Genomic DNA, 16,923 nt, shown 5'->3' with positions numbered 1-16,923 from the left:
TTTATCACACTTTACACGTAGTATTAAGAATGAAGCTCATGAGATTCAGCTGATTCATCATTGGAATCTGATTCATCTTGATCATCTTCCGCTGGATCCTGTTCTTCTTCTGCTTCTTTTTCATCTTCCTCTTGTTCCTTCGCAATATCCTCAATGGCATCAATTGGTTGATCAAACACATTGTTCGGATTAATCGCCATTTGATCTTGACGAATTTCAAAGTGTACATGTATACCAGCGTCTTTGTTATACACATTTCGACCAGCCGTTCCTAACACATCTCCCTGCTCGACTGTATCACCTTGCTCGACGTCTATATTCTCTAGACTGTGGTAATGTGTCACGACATCATCCTCATGTGAGATTTCGACAATGTAGCCAAGTAGTTCATCTTTTTCAGCACGAACAACCGTACCTGATAAAGCGGCAATGACATCGAAGCTCTCGCCATCAACATGAGCAAAATCCATTCCTTTATTTGGATAGTACTCATTATTATAATAGACAAGTGCTTCTTGTTGCTCCTCAGCCGTCGCATGAACGTCATAAAAGTAACCGACAATGTTCATCTCATGTTCATTTTCAAATGGCATCTGTACGCGCTCTGACATCGATGTAACCGGAAGGGCTTCTTCACCATATGGATTCTCATTTTGACTTACGCCATCAGCATCTATTCCGATTTCAGGTGCGACTGTTTCATCATTATTTTGTAGCATGAATACAGCGCTTAATACTAGAGCAGCAGCAGCTAAATAAAGTGCAGGAATAACCCAACGTTTACGTAAAATACTTCGAATATTCATTTTTGTTTCCTCATTATTAGAAGATCGATTGTTATCTTCTCTCATTTCTCATCACCTCAGCAACCATTGTGATCAGAATGAAGGATTTCTATACATATTTTTCGAAAAAATATTTTTTGTGCTTAGTATTTGAGAGTTTATATAGAATTATACATCTCATTTTGATTACTTTTTGCTTTGATATGAAAAAAGGTTTGTCCAAAAAAAGAAGGACAAACCGGTAGGGAGGGTTATGCATAACCGTTTCCCATTTTAAAAAGCTGATACGGTTTAGTCTTCTCGTATCAGGCGCGCATCGTGTATAGCCATTGCTATTTTGTACAAAGGCACTGAAAAAGTCGATTTTACTTTTTCAGTGGCCTCGTTATATCCTTCTTCAATCGTCTCATCATAAGGTCTCTCTTATTCCGCCTTTGCCGTTAGCTCTTGAACATACGGATCAACCATTTCAATCGTTACGCCTTGATAATAATGATTGACGATCTCCTCATAATCGCTTCCTTCCTTTGCCATGCCGTCAGCACCATACTGGCTCATCCCGACACCGTGTCCCCAACCGCGTGTTTGTACGACGATGTGGTTTCCTTCGCGACGCCATTGAAAATCAGAGGAATCGAGTCCGAGCTCCTCTCTTACGTATCTGCCTGATAATTCAGTACCGTTAATATTTACTTTCGCCACTCTACTTCCTTTTGTTCGTTCGGATATAACGCCAACTGATTGATCTTCAGGTAACGTAACTCCTAACCTCTGCTCAAATTCCTCCACCGTAAAAGTCGTTTCGGCTGTAAACCGTGGTGAACGTTGATCCCAAGGGCTTTCAACGCTTCTTAAATAAGGGATCTCATTTTCCCAATAGTCTTCTGAGTTTTCCGTATAGCCGTTACTAGTCGAAAAGAACATCGCATCAATTGGCTCGTCATCATACGTAAGCACCTGACCTTGCGTCGAGAGGACCGCCTCTTCAATTCGTTTCATGAAGTGTTCATACTCACTCCCCCACGCTTCTCTAAGCTCCTCTTCATCTTTATACACTTGATGCATAATCGTATCTGTAACCATAGCACCTTCAGGTAAATCAACATCTTGAGGTGCAAGCATATGTCTGACCATATAGGTTCTAGCTGTTAGAGCCTGTGCCTTCAGTGCCTCCATTTCAAAGGTTGCATTCATTTCAGAAGCGACGACTCCCATTACATAAATTTCGAGTGGTAACGTATCAATCACTTCTTGCTGACTGCGAAATACGGCAATGGAAACATCTTCTGACGGGTCATAATCCCATCCACTTTCTTTGTCTGTAGGGGCTGATTGCATCACATTGACATCTGGTGTTGGTGATACAACCACAACGAGCATCGTTGGTATGACGAGGATAACTGTGCAGAGAATAAGTGCTACAATGAGAATTCGTTTCATATTTAGTCCCCCAATGTGAAATTGTTCTAGGACAGTATATGAGGACGAAGCGTTAATTAGAAGCATCATTTATTAGAAAATTAAAAGGACACCAATAAAGTAAAAAAACTTTTTCAGTGCCCTCTTCTTTGTATGTAAGGCCCCGCTAGTTGGAGCCATTTCATTTAAACTAGGTTTGTATTTAACTGTAAGGACGATGGCGCTTCAACAGCTTCCGTTTCGGTTTCTACGACTTCAGTCACACGTTCAACATCAGCACCAAGGGCAATAAGCTTATCAGTTAAATCAACATATCCACGGTCAATGTGTTTAAGCTCCGTTACACGTGTCACTCCGTCAGCTACGAGTCCTGCTAACACAAGCGCCGCTCCAGCACGTAAATCAGTTGAGGCTACCTCTGCACCTTGTAGCTTACTTGGACCTGTCATAATCGCAGATCGACCTTCAATCTTAATATTCGCATTCATCCGACGGAATTCTTCGACATGCATAAAGCGATTTTCAAACACGGTTTCCGTAATGACGCCCGTACCGTTCGCTTGTAATAATAATGCCATCATTTGCGCTTGCATATCCGTTGGAAATCCAGGATGTGGCATTGTTTTAATATCAACTGGCTTTAGTTTCTTTGGACCAACAACTCGCAAGCCCTTTTCTTCTTCTGTAATTTTAACGCCCATTTCTTTCATCTTGGCAATTAGTGGACGTAGATGCTCTGATACAGCACCTTCAATTAGGATATTTCCACTTGTAATGGCGGCTGCTACCATAAAGGTACCTGCTTCAATACGATCCGGAATCACCGTGTGCTCGCAAGCAACCAATTCATCGACACCTTCAATACGGATTTCACCTGTACCTGCTCCGCGAACTTTTGCTCCCATTGCATTTAAGTAGTTCGCCAGGCAAACAATTTCAGGCTCTTCTGCTGCATTTTCGATTAATGTCACACCATTAGCTAATACAGCAGCCATCATAATGTTTTCAGTTGCTCCGACACTTGGGAAATCTAAATAAATGTTGGCACCTTGTAGTCTTCTATCAATCGATGCTTCAATAAAGCCATTTCCGATTTCAACTGTTGCTCCCATTGCTTCAAAGCCTTTAAGATGTTGATCAATCGGTCTTGATCCAATTGCACAACCACCTGGAAGGGCGATTCGCGCCTTCCCAACTCGTGCAAGTAACGGTCCCATTACTAGGAAAGATGCTCTCATTTTGCGAACATATTCAAAAGGCGCCTCTGTCTTTAATGTTTTTTCGGCATTTACGGAAAACACACCTTTATTATATTGAACATCTATATTTAAATTACTTAAAACTTCCTTCATCGTATATACATCTGCCAATTTTGGCGCATCATATATGTGGCTCGTGCCGCGGCCTGCTAAGATCGATGCAGCAATGACTGGTAAAACAGCATTCTTCGCTCCCTCTACCTTCACTGTACCGCGTAGCTCATTGCCACCCCGGACAATAATTTTTTCCAACGTATTCCCCTCCGCGTCTCTAAATTATAGTCTCTTCTCTATCATCAATATTCAGTCGTAATAATAGGCGTGCCAATTGTCACTCTTGTCCTAGCGCCCATTCCTTCTACATCACGAAGGGCGATTTGGACATTCATGTGCTCATTACCTGTCATAAGACCAGAACCCCATTCTGGCTGATACGCAGAGAGAGAGATAAACTGTTCCTCAACTAATTCTTCTACTGCTTGTGCATCTAAATGTTCTAACCATTCATACGCTTGTGTTTGTATATTCGTTGTGTTCGTTCGTTCCTTTTCTTTAATTGCGCGCAATTGAGCATAGGCTTCCCCTTCATCTAAGCCCAATTCGGTAATGCGTTGCTCGACTATTTCATTTAAATCATATTCAGTAATCAGATCATTTGCTTGTATTTGGTACGATATGATACGATTACGTTCGTTGCTTTCGGGCGATATAGGATGCATATTAATGCGGATAGCTTCCTTTACAGGTCGTTTATCATCTTCATATGTATACAAAGCACTCCAATCCGTCCCTGTCATATCAAGATCTTGTCGAACCCAATTTTTATTTGATTGAAATAATTGTTCCAAGTCATGCATAAAATCATCCTCTGATGTAAAAGGTAACAATCGTTGGTCCCTCACCCGAATGTGCCACTCTTCCACCTCAAGATCGACGTCATGTACAAATTGATAAAACTGAGTTAACGGTTCTTGATAGTCAAGTACATCCTCTTGTGCACCGTACACATGAACATACCCTGCCGCAAATAAAAGTAAACCTGCTATAATTATTAGTCGCCATAAAGCCATTTGTTCTCCTCCCCAAGAAAACATGATTTAGTATCATTTTTACCAGGAGAGTGCGTTCAATACATGGAAGTTGTAGTCATCTCTCGACAAATTGCTTATTCCCATATGTATCGGAGCATTTGTGAAGAGTACATATAATCTAAAAAGAATTGACTAACTAACTGAGCAATGGCAATCGTGACGATTATCATAAGAACCTTCGCTCTTGGTCCTTCGGGATCTTTGACAAACAAATCAAATCGAAAAGATTGTAATGCCCACCATGTAACGGCTATAAAGAACACATTAATGACGATGGCTAACATTGCTTGTTGACCAAATCCTTCAAGCATAGAAACGACCCCTTTTCTTTGATCTTATCTCTATCCCATTTATTTTAGGTTACTTGTCAACATGACACAACCTTCTCCATCTTAACGGAAACAAAAAAAAAAATCTATAGGTATATAAATCTAATTAAACTTGGCTACACACGGGTAAAACGCTTACATATCAATGGTTCAAGCGACTTTTTATCTAATTAGACAAAAATAAAACTTGTATGGTTTCTTGACATTCTATTCACATTTTACAAAATTTTAAATTAATTTATTTACAGAAGATTAATGAGAAGGTTTCAGCAGATAGAAAGAAACATCCAGATTCCAAACAAAAAAAGGCGCCACTCACGGCGCCTTTATTCTTACTTATTTGAAGCGACATCCAAACGGTTACTTGCTCGGCGTAGGGCGAGCTCAGCACGTTTGAAATCAATTTCATCTTTTTTGTTTGTTTCAATCCGTTGCTCGGCACGCTTCTTAGCTTCCTGTGCACGATCAACATCAATCCCTGAAGGCAACTCAGCTGCCTCTGCCAAAATCGTGACCTGATCGGGGCGAACTTCAACAAATCCACCACTCACAGCTACTTTTTCTACAGTGGTGCCTTTTTTCAAGCGCACTGCTCCAACTGTTAATGGAGCAACCAACGGGATGTGACGTGGTAAAATGCCTAGCTCGCCTTCAATCGTGCGAACACTTACCATATCTACATCTCCGTCATACACTTTGCCATCAGGAGTAACAACACTAACATTAATTTGCATGTGGAACCCTCCTTACTAGCATTGAGCGGAGTACATCAAAGAGCTCTGAAAAAGATGATTCATACTTTTTCAGCGGCCTCATACGCCCCCTCTTTTAGTGTTACGCCATTTCCTTCGCTTTTTCAACAACTTCCTCAATACGACCAACAAGACGGAATGCATCCTCTGGAAGATCATCATACTTGCCAGACATGATCTCTTTAAAGCCTTTGATCGTTTCTTTAACTGGTACGTATGAACCTTGCTGTCCTGTGAACTGCTCGGCTACGTGGAAGTTTTGCGACAAGAAGAATTGAACACGACGTGCACGGTGTACAATAAGCTTATCTTCCTCAGAAAGCTCATCCATACCGAGAATCGCAATGATATCTTGTAATTCTTTATACTTTTGTAATGTTGATTGCACTTGACGAGCTATCTCATAGTGCTCTTCTCCAACAATTTCAGGAGAAAGCGCACGTGATGTAGACGCTAATGGATCAACGGCTGGGTAAATACCCATTTCTGATAATTTACGCTCTAGGTTTGTCGTTGCATCTAAGTGAGCAAACGTCGTCGCTGGAGCTGGATCTGTATAGTCATCGGCTGGTACATAAATGGCTTGGATCGATGTAACAGAACCGACTTTCGTTGATGTAATACGCTCTTGAAGCTGACCCATCTCCGTTGCAAGTGTTGGTTGGTAACCAACGGCAGAAGGCATACGACCTAAAAGAGCCGACACTTCCGAACCTGCTTGAGTGAAACGGAAAATGTTATCAACGAACAATAATACATCTTGTCCATCTTGATCACGGAAATGCTCAGCCATTGTCAAACCAGATAGGGCAACACGCATACGTGCACCTGGTGGCTCATTCATTTGGCCGAACACCATCGCCGTTTTATTAATAACACCAGAATCCGTCATTTCATGGTAAAGATCGTTCCCTTCACGAGTACGCTCCCCTACACCTGCGAATACGGAAATCCCCCCGTGCTCTTGGGCAATGTTATTAATTAACTCTTGGATTAAAACCGTCTTACCAACCCCGGCTCCTCCAAATAAACCGATTTTACCACCTTTAATGTATGGAGCAAGAAGATCAACAACTTTAATTCCTGTTTCAAGAATTTCTGTTTTTGTCGATAACTCCTCAAATTGTGGTGCTTCACGGTGAATCGGATCACGTTTCACATCAGCAGCGATTGGCTCATCTAAATCAATCGCCTCACCTAATACATTAAATACACGTCCTAATGTCGCTTCACCAACTGGTACGGAAATCGGAGCGCCCGTATCAACTGCAGCTGTACCACGAACAAGTCCGTCTGTTGAATCCATGGCAACAGTACGTACGGTATTATCACCAAGATGAATCGCAACTTCTAACGTTACGCTTACATCAACCGCATTTATATCCGAACCTTTTTGCTCAACACGTAAAGCATTATATATTTCAGGTAACTGCCCGTCGTCAAATTTCACGTCGACAACCGGACCCATTACTTGAGTAATGCGACCACTATTCATAGTTTTTTCCATCCCTTCTAATGGCTATTACACCATGTTTTTGATATCCTTTTGTTCTTGTGTTTCTTGTTTGTTTTGGAGCAATGCCCTTTATGCTTTTTTTGCGGATAGAGGGAGCCCTTCTAATAGCTATTACACCATGTTTTTTGGATATCCTTGTGTGCTTGTGTTTCTTGTTTGTTTTGGTGCAATCCCCTATGTGCTTTTCAGTGGATAGAGGGAGCCCTTCTAATAGCTACTACGCTATGTTTTTCGGATAACCATTTTGCTTGTGTTTCTTGTTTGTTTTGGTGCAATCCCTTTATGCTTTTTTTGCGGATAGAGGGAGCCCTTCTAATGGCTATTACACCATGTTTTTTGGATACTCTTTGTGTTTGTATTTCTTGTTTGTTTTGGTGCAATCCCTTTATGCTTTTTTTGCGGATAGAGGGAGCCCTTCTAATAGCTACTTCGCTATGTTTTTCGGATATCCTTATGTTCTTGTGTTTCTCTTTGATTGCTTGGTTTTATTCTAACGCGGCAGCTCCACCGACGATCTCGGTGATCTCTTGTGTGATTGCTGCTTGACGTGCTCGGTTATAGATTAACGTTAAATCATCGATGAGAGCCGTTGCATTGTCAGTTGCAGAGCTCATTGCTGTCATACGGGCACCAAATTCACTCGCTTTGGCATCAAGCAAAGCACCGAAAATGAGGCTTTCTGCATATTGTGGCAATAGCTGCTCTAAAATGACTTGCTCAGATGGCTCATATTCGTAAGCCGCGTTACCTGATTGATTGTCCTCAGCTAGATCCGTTAATGGCAACAGCTTCGTTTCTGTTACTTCTTGTGTGATGGGGCTAACAAAATGGTTATACCAAATGTATAGCTCATCAAACAAGCCATCAGCAAACATGTCGACCGTTGTCTTCGCCAAGCTTTTAATTTCATTAAACTCAGGCTGATCTGATAAACCGACAATCTCTTGAATAATCGGTAAGTTACGCTTTTTGAATAAGTCGCGACCGATACGTCCCATTACGACAATACCGTACTCATCAGGTGATTTATGACGTTCACTTATCTTTTGGAGAAGGGCACGTGTTAAAGAAGCATTGTAACCACCCGCTAACCCACGGTCAGACGTAATAATAATATAGCCAGTCTTCTTCACAGGACGCTCCTCAAGCATCGGATGAGATATCTCTGTTTCGGAAGAAGCAATACTCGCAACAACCTCACGAATCTTTTCCGTATATGGTAGGAACGCTTGAGCATTATGCTGGGCACGGTTTAGCTTCGCAGCTGAAACCATCTGCATCGCCTTCGTAATTTGCTTCGTCTTTTTTGTTGACGTAATACGCCCTTTTATATCTCTCATTGAAGCCATTTCACTCACCACCTTTTTGAAAAATCAAGTGTTTCGATTACTTGCTCGCTGAAAATGTCTTTTTAAACTCCTCTATCGCTGCGTTAAACTCACCAGCTTCAGGAAGATTTCCAGTCGTACGAATGCTATCAAGGAGCTCTTTTTTGTTATGGTCAAAGTATGTAAATAGCTCTGACTCAAAACGTAGAACATCTTCTACTGGAATATCATCTAGGAATCCGTTAATAAGCGCATAAATAATCGTTACTTGCTTCTCAACAGGAAGTGGCTCATGTAAATTTTGCTTTAACACTTCAACTGTACGTTGACCACGGTTAAGCTTTGCTTGAGTCGCACTGTCAAGATCTGAACCGAATTGAGCAAATGCTTCTAGTTCACGATACGCCGCTAAATCTAGACGTAGCGTACCTGCAACCTTTTTCATCGCTTTAATTTGAGCAGAGCCCCCAACACGCGATACCGATAAACCGGCATTAACCGCAGGACGAACCCCAGAATAGAATAAGTCTGATTGTAAGAAAATTTGTCCGTCAGTAATTGAAATAACGTTTGTCGGAATGTATGCAGATACGTCACCTGCTTGCGTTTCAATGAAAGGAAGAGCTGTGATTGAGCCGCCACCCTTTGCATCACTTAGCTTCGCTGCACGTTCTAGCAAACGTGAATGTAAGTAGAATACATCCCCTGGGAATGCCTCACGACCTGGAGGACGACGTAACAATAGGGAAAGCTCACGATAAGCAGAAGCTTGCTTTGTTAAATCATCATAGATCACAAGAACATGCTTACCGTTATACATGAATTCTTCACCCATCGAAACACCTGTATAAGGTGCTAGAAATAACATCGGCGCTGGATCAGATGCACCAGCAGATACAACGATTGTGTAATCTAGTGCGCCCTTTTGACGAAGTGTTTCAACAACACCTGCTACCGTTGATTCCTTTTGACCAATTGCAACGTAAATACAAATCATATCTTCGTTTTTCTGGTTAATAATCGTATCAATTGCAATCGCTGTTTTACCTGTTTGACGGTCACCGATAATTAACTCACGTTGACCACGACCGATCGGAACCATTGAGTCGATTGATTTAATACCTGTTTGAAGTGGCTCATGTACTGATTTACGGTCCATAACTCCAGGTGCTTTACTTTCAATCGGACGAGTCTTAGACGTTTCAATTGGTCCAAGTCCATCAACTGGTTGACCTAATGGATTCACGACACGACCAAGAAGTTCTTCCCCAACAGGCACTTCCATAATACGTCCTGTACGTTTGACCTCATCACCTTCACGAATGTCTGTGTAAGGCCCAAGGATAATAATCCCGATATTATTCTCCTCAAGGTTCTGAGCCATCCCCATAACCCCGTTTGAGAACTCAAGAAGCTCACCAGCCATAACATTTTCAAGACCATGAGCAAGTGCGATACCGTCACCGACACGGATTACTGTACCGACATCTTGTACTTGAACATCAGACTGAAACTGTTCAATCTGCTGTTTTATAAGAGAGCTAATTTCCTCTGGTTTGATGCTCATTTCATTCACCCCTATCTTCTACTAGCGTGTTCCGGCAATTAGTTGACGCTGCATGCGGTCAAGCTGCGCCTTTACACTACCGTCATAAATGCGATCGCCAATTCGGATCTTTAAACCTCCGATTAGCTCTTGATCTACCACATTTTTCACTTCAAGTTGTTTCTTCCCTGCTTTTTTTGCAAAAAGCTCGGCAATTTGCTGCTCGTCTTCCTTCGCTAAAGGCTTAGCTGAATAGACAAGTGCTTCTGCTTTATCCTGTGCTTCTAATGCAAGCTTCTTAAATGTTTGAATTAATGGAACGAGAATGTCCGTACGTTTACGGTCGACTAAGAGGTAAATCAGATGAAGGCTCGGTTCACTTAGCGCTTGTCCGAAGCTTTCCTTAATAAATGCTTGCTTTTTTTCTGTCTTTACCTTCGGATGACTAACAAACTGGACAAATTCAGGAGTTGATTCGATTACGACTTTCACTAATTGAAGCTCGGCATTCAATTCGTTTAGTACGTTCTTTTCTTGAGCCACTTTAAAAAGGGCTTCCGCATAACGATTGGCTACTGTGAGATTGCTCATAGCTTCTCGCCTACTTCTTTCAGATATTCTGAAACCAGCTTCTCCTGCTCATTTGCATCCAATTCTTTCGTAATGACCTTCTGAGCAATTAAGACAGAAAGACCTGCTACTTCTTCACGTAATGATGCAACTGCCTGCTCTTTCTCACGTTGGATTTCAGCTAAAGCCGCATCCTTTAAACGCTCGGCATTTTCTCTTGCTTGAGCAATAATATCTTGCCCTTGCTGTTCACTAAGCTTCTTCGCATTTTGAATAATTTCATGTGCTTCTTCTTTTGCTTTCTCAAGCTCTTTCGTTTGATTCGCAATGAGCTCTTCCGCTTCTTTACGAGTCTTCTCTGCTGAGTCGAGATTATCATTTACAATTTGTTCACGCTTTTCCATTACACCAAGTAAAGGCTTTAACGCAAACTTCTTCAATAAAAATAGTAACGCTAGAAACGCAAATAGTTGGTATAATATCGATCCCCAAGGTATTGTCAATTGGATTCACTCCTTTCATGGATGTGAAGAATACTTCCATTCAATGTATAAGTAATTCATTCATTAGCTTCTTTGTAAGTCGTACAAAAGGAATGGCGAAGGTTCTAAATGAACACTATCGCCATTTCCCATAATAAAGCTTGCTTCTTATGCAAGCTCAAGAATTAGTAGATGAATAATAATAGGAAAGAGATAACGATCGCAATGATCGGAACCGCCTCAGCAAGAGGTACACCGATGAACATAAGAGTTTGTAATGTACCACGTAGTTCTGGTTGACGAGTTGTTCCCTCGATCGTTGCCTTTACGATAATACTTACTGCGAACGCTCCACCGATCGCCGCTAAACCTGCTACAATTGCAATTGCTAATGCTGTCATAATTATAAGTCCTCCTTAAGGATAAGTTTATTTTTTAAATTATTTAAACGCTCATGTATTGAAATGAGCAGTGTTTAATGATCTTCAACTTTGTGGGCCATATAAACCATCGCAAGCATGGCAAAGATAAACGCCTGCAACGACCCGATAAACATTCCAAATGCCTGCCACACCATCGTTGGTAGAAACGCGGCAAAGGTCCAGAAGCCCCATGTCGTACCTAGACCAATTAATAGAACCATTAAAATCTCCTTCGCATAAACGTTACCAAACAAACGCATTCCAAGCGTTAGCGCGTTCGCAAATTCCTCAATAATTTTAAACGGTAATAGGAAAGGCACTGGTTTGACATACCCTTTAAAATACTCCTTTGTTCCTCTAATCTTAATTCCATAATAATGAGTCATAACAATAACAAGCACCGCAAGGGTTATCGTTAATGCTGCATCAGACGTTGGTGATTTCCACCATACTTCGTGAGTCTGTTGGTTATAAATCTCAAAAGGAATCCCTAACATATTCGCAACAAACACATAAAACAAAAGCGTGAAGGCCAACGCGGTAAATTGTCCGCCAACATTCCAATGCATGTTTGCCTTAATAATGCCTCGAACAAAGTCTACAACCCATTCAAGAAAGTTTTGCATACCTGAGGGTCTCATCGACAGATTACGTGTTCCAATAAAACAAATCAGGAAAACGATTACACATGTAACGGTCGTCATTAATACCGTCGACATATTAAACTGTAACCCTAGAAATTCCCTCATAGGTGCTATGTGATCCATTCAATTCTCACCTCTTTCTAGCGAATTCAATAAGCATATCTGCCATAATAATGAAATACATCAGGGCAAAGCCTGCAATGACTGAGATTAAATCTAGCTGCTCTGGATATGTAATGGCAAGCCATACTCCTAGTAATGCGATTCCGATTCGAATAACAAAACCAAACCCTGCTACGACATAGGATAATGTTGTATGGTTTTTCATGCCTGAGGCAGCTTCCCCAATCAAAATGGATTTCCGATAGGTTGTCCAAAGACTGAGTAGGCCTAAGAGGAGCCCAATCATAAAGCCGAGGAAATGCGACTGAAATGAACTTGTCAGATAACCTATCATACATAATAGCACAAATCCTGACACGATTAAGCAATAATTTTTCATTTTTTTTTGAATCGTTGTCACTTCTGACCTTCCCCTAAAAAAGGCTCGACGGTTTTATATACGCCGTAAAACCCTGTACCAAGTCCCAGCAATAAAAAAGCGATGATGAAAAATGGCTTTGCTCCAAATTGGTTCCCTAACCAGAGACCAATAAATACACCACCAACTGTTCCACCTACGATATAGGAGGAAATCGTCGAGACAAGTGCCATCGTCCGCAAAACTCGATTGCCATTTTTGTCATTTGACATCGTTTCACCTCAACATTCTTTTGCTGAGCATATAAATATGTAGAGTTTTTCTTCATACCCTTTGTAATCGTACAATAGCATACCCCTTGTGTCAATGCGTATTCCCACAGATTTACACACTCACAACATATCTGTTCACATTACTGTCAAAAAAATCCGAATACTGTATAAGAGCAACAAGAAGAGTCGACAAGCGTGGTTGAATGCATAAGGATCATAGCCAATACACTAAAATATATTTTTCCCTTTCCACGAGCGGCCAGCAAGCCCTCGCAGAAAGGGAAGGTATTAAGAAAGTATGGTTTTAAGGGTATTGACAAGGCGACCTTTAATTTATGCAATAAGAGAAACCGCTACCTATTTTGAAAAGCTTGATTTTATTTATTCAGTGGCTCTTATGAATGCGGTCTAATGATATCACCAATTGTAATCACTGTTTCAATTGTGTCTTCCTTGCCGTCTTTTCGTGCGTAAACAAGCGCCTTGTACGTTCCATCCTTAACACTAGGCTTCGACCAAGTTCCACTAACCATCCCACGCCCAATGTTGTATTTCACATCAAGAAACTGAATAAATTCAAATGTATCGGGATCATACAAAGCAATACCCATTTCTTCTGCCCCCCCCGGCAAATAGAGCTCGTAGCGATAATCTCCTGGATGATCACCTACGCCAAAGTTAAAAGCCATCACCCGTGGATAATTGGGCTCCTCGATAAAGAAAACGTAAGGGATCGAAATTTCATCACGTCCTCCTTCAATCTCGATATGACCATGATGAATCCCTTCCTCAAGCACAGCAGGAAATAAATCGAGCTCTACTTGTACTTCTTTCTTTTCGCCTGGTTTCAAATCAAGCGAAAAAGGAACCTTCCATTGCAAGCCATCCGGAGCATCAAATGGTGGCTTCACATGATACGTCCGCGTTAAGTGATCATGGTTTTCAATTGTGAACGATACCGTTCTCTTTTCACGGTTATCATCCTTCGACCATTTCCCAAACGTTAATGTCGCTGGATACGCTAACGTTTTCACTTCAAGAGCTTTGTCTACTTGAAGCCTACCTGCCCCTTGCTCGTAGGGTAAATAGAGCTCGCCCTCATCGTTTTCAAGCCTCTTTGCTGTATTCATTAATGCTGCTTTAATTTGCTCTGGTGTCCAATCAGGGTGAGCTTGCTTTACTAAAGCTGCCGCTCCAGCAACATGTGGCGCAGACATGCTCGTGCCATTTAAGCCAAGGTACCCTTGTGGAACAGTGCTATCAATCGCTACTCCCGGCGCGACAATATCAGGCTTTACTTCCCACGTTTGGGTGACAGGGCCTCTTGAGCTAAACGGCGCAATAAAGTCCTCCTCATGACGATAAACTGTCCGTAAATGAGGGGAGTTCGACCCTTTTTTAATCTTTTCGACAAGCCATTCGCCATCTTCCTTCGTCAAGCTTACAACTGGAATTTTCTTCGAAGGTTCAACCATTCCAACAAAAGCTCCTGAGAGGTTATTGTATATAATAAGCGCTTTAACGCCTGCTTCCTCAGCATAATCCGCTTTCTCTGAAAAAGGGATCATCCCCCGTTTCACAAGCACAACCTTCCCCTTCACATCGGTCTCTTTCCAATCGTCTTCTAGTCCATAATCCAAATAAACAAGTTCGCGATCTCTTCTTAAATCCCACGGCAGGGCTCCTCCCATAGGATAGACCGTTAACTCTTTTTCCTCGCCAACATACGTTAAATAAGGTGTCTTAATAGGCGGCGCTGATGCCCCAACAGAAATAGCTTTCGTTGACGTACCAGGCGATCCTACTGTCCACATCTTCGGTCCGCTATTTCCATTTGATGTCACTGCGACGATACCCTCATCAACCGCTTGATCGAGCGCAACACTCGTCGGCCAGTCTGGGCCATTCACCGTATTCCCTAAGGATAAATTAATAATATCAACTTCATCTGCCACCGCTTTTTCGATCGCTTCAATGACTTGCTCTGTCGTACCTGATCCACCAGGTCCTAATGCCCGATAAGCGTAAATCTCTGCTTCTGGCGCTACACCCTTCACCTTTCCATTAGCCGCAATGATACCCGCTACATGTGTTCCATGTAGAGTTGGCTGACCCTGTTTGGACGTTGTTTCCATCGGATCATGATCATAATCAACAACATCGTAGCCACCACGAAAGTTCGCTTTTAAATCTGGGTGATTATAATCAACGCCTGTATCGATAACAGCTACTTTAATTCCTTTTCCTGTTAGACGCTGTCCGTCCCTATCCATCTTGCCACGAGTCGCGTTACCACCAATAAATGGCACACTTCCATCCAAATCAACCGAATATTCTGTGACTCGATCAATACGGTCAATTGCCTCTATTCCCGCCAATAAATCAAGATCCCCTTCCTTAAGCTCTAATGAAAAGCCATTTAATACCGTGCGATACATTTTTCGAATTTCACTATCTGGTAGAAGGGTCATCACCTCTTGGGCGATCTCTTCAAGATTACCTGAAGCGGTTACAATGACAACAATTTCCCGTTCGCTTTGCTTCTTTTGCTCAGGTAATTGATTCAGGGCAAATGATTGCCCACTGCTTAACGTAAATAATAAAGTTGCTATTATGAAAGCAACGAAGCATTTTTTCAACATCAAACTCCCCCACCCAATTCGAGATAAAAATAGTATGATGCACGATAACCATTTTTATGTATTACTACCACCAGAAAGGCGGGTAACGGGAGCATGTACATGATGGAATTTCATCGTAGACCCGCGCCTACTATTATTGAACGGATCCTCATTCCGCTATTTGCCTTTTCAGCCTCTTTTTTCATCTATTCTGCCTAATTAGCAGAATGAGGATTCCCTTTCAATCACTTCTGCAAACAAATATCCTCTTTAGCGGAATGACAATTCCCTTCATTTCGCTACATACAGGTGCGAAACGCGTGAACGATTAACAGCCACCCCGCACGCCGAGGACAAAATCTACTTCAATACAAAAAGCCCAACCATGCCTTTTATCATAGTTGAGCTTCTCCGAGGACATCGACAAAGTTAAAAACTAGACTTTTTCAGCACCCTTTGTTCTTCCCCTTATTTTTCAATCCTTTTATTTCGTGCCAAAAAGGCGATCGCCTGCATCCCCTAAGCCTGGAACGATGTAGCCTTTTTCATTTAGTTTCTCATCCATGGCCGCCAAGTAAATATCAATATCAGGGTGAGCCATCTGTACAGCCGCTACCCCTTCAGGAGCCGCTACTAAGCACATAAGCTTAATCGACGTTGCACCACGCTTTTTAATACTTGTAATCGCATCGATCGCTGATCCTCCAGTAGCTAGCATAGGATCAATGACGATCAACTCACGCTCATTGACATCATTCGGTAACTTCACATAGTATTCGACCGGCTTTAATGTTTCTGGATCACGATACAAGCCGACATGTCCCACCTTTGCTGCAGGAATCATTCGTAAAATTCCATCGACCATACCTAAACCTGCTCGCAAAATAGGTACGAGACCAAGCTTCTTCCCAGCAATCGTTTTAGATGTCGCTTTTCCTACAGGTGTTTCGATTGTCACTTCTTGTGTCGGCAAATGACGAGTAATCTCAAAGGCCATCAAACCAGATACTTCATCAACTAACTCTCTAAATTCCTTCGTACCAGTCGATTTATCGCGGATATACGTCAATTTATGTTGGATCAACGGGTGATCAAATACAAATACTTTACTCATCATTAAGGCTCCTTCGTATTCGGACTTCTTTACACTCTTTGAAATTCTACAAAAAAAGACACGTTCATTCAAGCTATATGGGCGATTTTCTTGCAAGAATGATAAAAATTAAATGTTTTGAATTTACGGAACCTTCCACTCATCCTGATATAAAGCCACTGAAAAAGATAAACTTGATATGATCCGTCATACGCGATAGCAAGAGTCGTGCGCGCACACAGTTGTTTCAATGTGTAACGTACAGAGAAGACACCTCTCCCTACATTCGCGTTCACTCTTCTTAACGGAACCC

Annotated in this window: 17 protein-coding genes; all 17 read right to left on the bottom strand. The window is 41.8% G+C overall.

Annotated elements, in window-relative coordinates; all coding sequences use genetic code 11:
- Window positions 1-23 precede the first annotated feature (23 nt).
- The 17 genes from spoIIQ to upp all read right to left on the bottom strand — a co-directional run bounded on the left by spoIIQ (window position 24) and on the right by upp (window position 16,631).
- On the bottom strand, window positions 24-851 hold the full coding sequence (gene spoIIQ, locus MW695_RS01475) for a stage II sporulation protein SpoIIQ (RefSeq protein WP_247102175.1): 828 nt from the start codon (window positions 849-851) through the stop codon (window positions 24-26).
- Window positions 852-1,208: 357 nt separating this feature from the next.
- Window positions 1,209-2,225 carry a stage II sporulation protein D gene (gene spoIID, locus MW695_RS01470; RefSeq protein ID WP_247102173.1) on the bottom strand — a complete coding sequence of 339 codons (1,017 nt, stop codon included), beginning with the start codon at window positions 2,223-2,225 and terminating at the stop codon, window positions 1,209-1,211.
- A 164-nt stretch (window positions 2,226-2,389) separates the two neighbouring features.
- Window positions 2,390-3,715: a UDP-N-acetylglucosamine 1-carboxyvinyltransferase gene (gene murA / locus MW695_RS01465; protein WP_247102162.1), complete on the bottom strand. Its 1,326-nt coding sequence runs from the start codon at window positions 3,713-3,715 to the stop codon at window positions 2,390-2,392.
- 44 nt (window positions 3,716-3,759) lie between these two features.
- A complete protein-coding gene (locus tag MW695_RS01460; RefSeq protein WP_247102147.1) occupies window positions 3,760-4,533 on the bottom strand; it encodes a YwmB family TATA-box binding protein in 774 nt (257 codons plus the stop codon).
- 95 nt (window positions 4,534-4,628) lie between these two features.
- A complete protein-coding gene (locus MW695_RS01455) occupies window positions 4,629-4,865 on the bottom strand; it encodes a DUF1146 family protein (RefSeq protein WP_247102145.1) in 237 nt (78 codons plus the stop codon).
- A gap of 350 nt (window positions 4,866-5,215) precedes the next feature.
- On the bottom strand, window positions 5,216-5,617 hold the full coding sequence (locus tag MW695_RS01450; protein ID WP_247102143.1) for a F0F1 ATP synthase subunit epsilon: 402 nt from the start codon (window positions 5,615-5,617) through the stop codon (window positions 5,216-5,218).
- A gap of 100 nt (window positions 5,618-5,717) precedes the next feature.
- Complete coding sequence (gene atpD / locus MW695_RS01445) at window positions 5,718-7,130, bottom strand: F0F1 ATP synthase subunit beta (RefSeq protein ID WP_247103080.1); 1,413 nt, start codon at window positions 7,128-7,130, stop codon at window positions 5,718-5,720.
- A 506-nt stretch (window positions 7,131-7,636) separates the two neighbouring features.
- Window positions 7,637-8,500: an ATP synthase F1 subunit gamma gene (gene atpG, locus MW695_RS01440; RefSeq protein ID WP_247102141.1), complete on the bottom strand. Its 864-nt coding sequence runs from the start codon at window positions 8,498-8,500 to the stop codon at window positions 7,637-7,639.
- A gap of 37 nt (window positions 8,501-8,537) precedes the next feature.
- The gene (gene atpA / locus MW695_RS01435; protein WP_247102138.1) at window positions 8,538-10,046 is read right to left on the bottom strand and encodes a F0F1 ATP synthase subunit alpha; all 1,509 of its coding nucleotides are present in this window, start codon (window positions 10,044-10,046) and stop codon (window positions 8,538-8,540) included.
- A gap of 21 nt (window positions 10,047-10,067) precedes the next feature.
- Window positions 10,068-10,616, bottom strand: coding sequence for a F0F1 ATP synthase subunit delta (locus MW695_RS01430; protein WP_247102129.1), 549 nt, complete (start codon window positions 10,614-10,616; stop codon window positions 10,068-10,070).
- Window positions 10,613-11,098, bottom strand: coding sequence for a F0F1 ATP synthase subunit B (gene atpF / locus MW695_RS01425; RefSeq protein WP_252120605.1), 486 nt, complete (start codon window positions 11,096-11,098; stop codon window positions 10,613-10,615). Before atpF ends, MW695_RS01430 begins: the two co-directional genes overlap by 4 nt.
- 164 nt (window positions 11,099-11,262) lie before the next feature.
- Entirely contained in the window at window positions 11,263-11,478 is a 216-nt protein-coding gene (atpE, locus tag MW695_RS01420) for a F0F1 ATP synthase subunit C (protein ID WP_035344710.1), read from the bottom strand.
- 74 nt (window positions 11,479-11,552) lie between these two features.
- The gene (atpB, locus tag MW695_RS01415; protein WP_247102115.1) at window positions 11,553-12,266 is read right to left on the bottom strand and encodes a F0F1 ATP synthase subunit A; all 714 of its coding nucleotides are present in this window, start codon (window positions 12,264-12,266) and stop codon (window positions 11,553-11,555) included.
- Window positions 12,267-12,273: 7 nt separating this feature from the next.
- Window positions 12,274-12,666 carry an ATP synthase subunit I gene (locus MW695_RS01410; protein ID WP_247102112.1) on the bottom strand — a complete coding sequence of 131 codons (393 nt, stop codon included), beginning with the start codon at window positions 12,664-12,666 and terminating at the stop codon, window positions 12,274-12,276.
- Entirely contained in the window at window positions 12,663-12,896 is a 234-nt protein-coding gene (locus tag MW695_RS01405) for an AtpZ/AtpI family protein (protein WP_247102091.1), read from the bottom strand. The genes MW695_RS01410 and MW695_RS01405 overlap by 4 nt, the downstream gene beginning before the upstream one ends.
- Window positions 12,897-13,291: 395 nt before the next feature.
- Complete coding sequence (locus tag MW695_RS01400) at window positions 13,292-15,538, bottom strand: S8 family serine peptidase (RefSeq protein ID WP_247102082.1); 2,247 nt, start codon at window positions 15,536-15,538, stop codon at window positions 13,292-13,294.
- Between the two features lie 463 nt (window positions 15,539-16,001).
- Complete coding sequence (upp, locus tag MW695_RS01395; protein WP_247102080.1) at window positions 16,002-16,631, bottom strand: uracil phosphoribosyltransferase; 630 nt, start codon at window positions 16,629-16,631, stop codon at window positions 16,002-16,004.
- Window positions 16,632-16,923: the final 292 nt, after the last annotated feature.

This window comes from Halalkalibacter sp. APA_J-10(15) (assembly GCF_023017105.1).
Taxonomy (GTDB): domain Bacteria; phylum Bacillota; class Bacilli; order Bacillales; family Bacillaceae_D; genus Halalkalibacter.
The sequence above is the reverse complement of the archived record's forward strand: the minus strand, read 5'-3'. Positions and strand labels throughout refer to the sequence as shown.